This is a genomic window from Oleiphilus sp. HI0066 (assembly GCF_001635725.1).
Genome location: NZ_LWFH01000066.1, coordinates 1 through 1,292, shown reverse-complemented (window position 1 = coordinate 1,292; position 1,292 = coordinate 1). Strand labels below are relative to the sequence as shown.

At 40.8% G+C, this 1,292-nt stretch carries 2 protein-coding genes; both read right to left on the bottom strand.

The window, feature by feature from the left end; all coding sequences use genetic code 11:
• Positions 1-377 (bottom strand): hypothetical protein (locus A3738_RS01150; protein ID WP_156503866.1); only part of this gene is annotated, 377 nt, incomplete at its 3' end.
• On the bottom strand, positions 367-1,292 hold a 926-nt coding region (locus A3738_RS01145; protein WP_068763287.1), incomplete at its 5' end, for an ATP-binding protein. The genes A3738_RS01150 and A3738_RS01145, both read right to left, overlap by 11 nt.

Sequence of the window (1,292 nt, the reverse complement as noted above, 5' to 3'; positions counted from 1 at the left end):
TGCATCAATGCCTTCTTTTCAGTTCGATCCTCAATGATAAGGAGCGTACCGTGTAACATACTTTTGCAAGTTATAAACAATTCTAAGTCATTCAGCGGACTACTGCATGGATGCGAAAAATGCCGCCTTTTCCGTGACAAAATTAGTTTTTCAAATTTATCTACGACCTCAGGAATACTTGCCTTTAAAATTTGATAGCTTTCATCCACAAAATTTGAAGGAAGCGCATCTTCAAGACCCAAGAACTCCAATGCTCTCGCATTGATAATTTCGATCTCTTTTTGGTGTGAAATAACAATAATTCCAAACGGCACCGCGCCAACAATGCTTGACAATTGCTGCCTTAACGTAGATGTTTGATTTAAATTAGCATGCATATTTCCCTCGAACCACTAGCAGTGTCGCATCATCATCATCAAGAGCAGACAAATCAAAAAGAGATCTCGTTTGTTGATCAAGTGATGTATTACGTTCCATGTTCAAAATATTGGGTAAACTAATGCCATCGGAATGTATTAGAACCGTAGTTTCAGTTCGTCTTGGAAAGACCTCAACCAGCGAACCATTGGTAACCACCTCACCGTTCAATAAAAAAAGGCTTGGATCAATCGGCTTCCTTTGGATAACCTCAGAGCCAACATAAAGCCCAATATTTCCGCATCTAATCACTTCAAACCGGTCAGGAAATACTTTCATCAACAACGTTTGCGATAAATACTTCCCGTTGTTTTCCCTGAGTGCAAGCTGACATTTTTGTAGCAGAGTATCAAGCGAATCCATGTAATTACTTTCAACAACCGTCTTAAATATTGACGCATAAGACGAAGATTGGGCACCAAATTCTCTAAAGTCTGACAAAGCTACCAGCAGATTTTCTGCATGAAAGGGCTTAATTATGTATTGATCATGATTGAAAAAAGCGTTCACCGCAGGGAAAGATTTTACCGAGACTTCGGTATCATCAAGCACAGGTTTCAAAAAATGTCTAAGCGTAATGGAGGTGCCGGTCAGGTCACTCTTATTAAATATAAACTCCTCGACACTCCGAGCTGCAGCGCCCAAACCCTTACCAATACTTGGCTCACTGTGCGTTGAAAAACCGTCAACCATTGCTGCATCGATATCTGGAATACCAGTCCCTGCATCCTCTATGGTAATTTCAATTCCTTTTCCCGCACATATCGTGCGTATTGATGCTTTTCCCGGTAGGGCATATCGAATAACATTAGTGGCAATTTCCGCAACAGCAATTGATATCATGCCAACTTCGTACCGAGAAAACCCTATTGCTG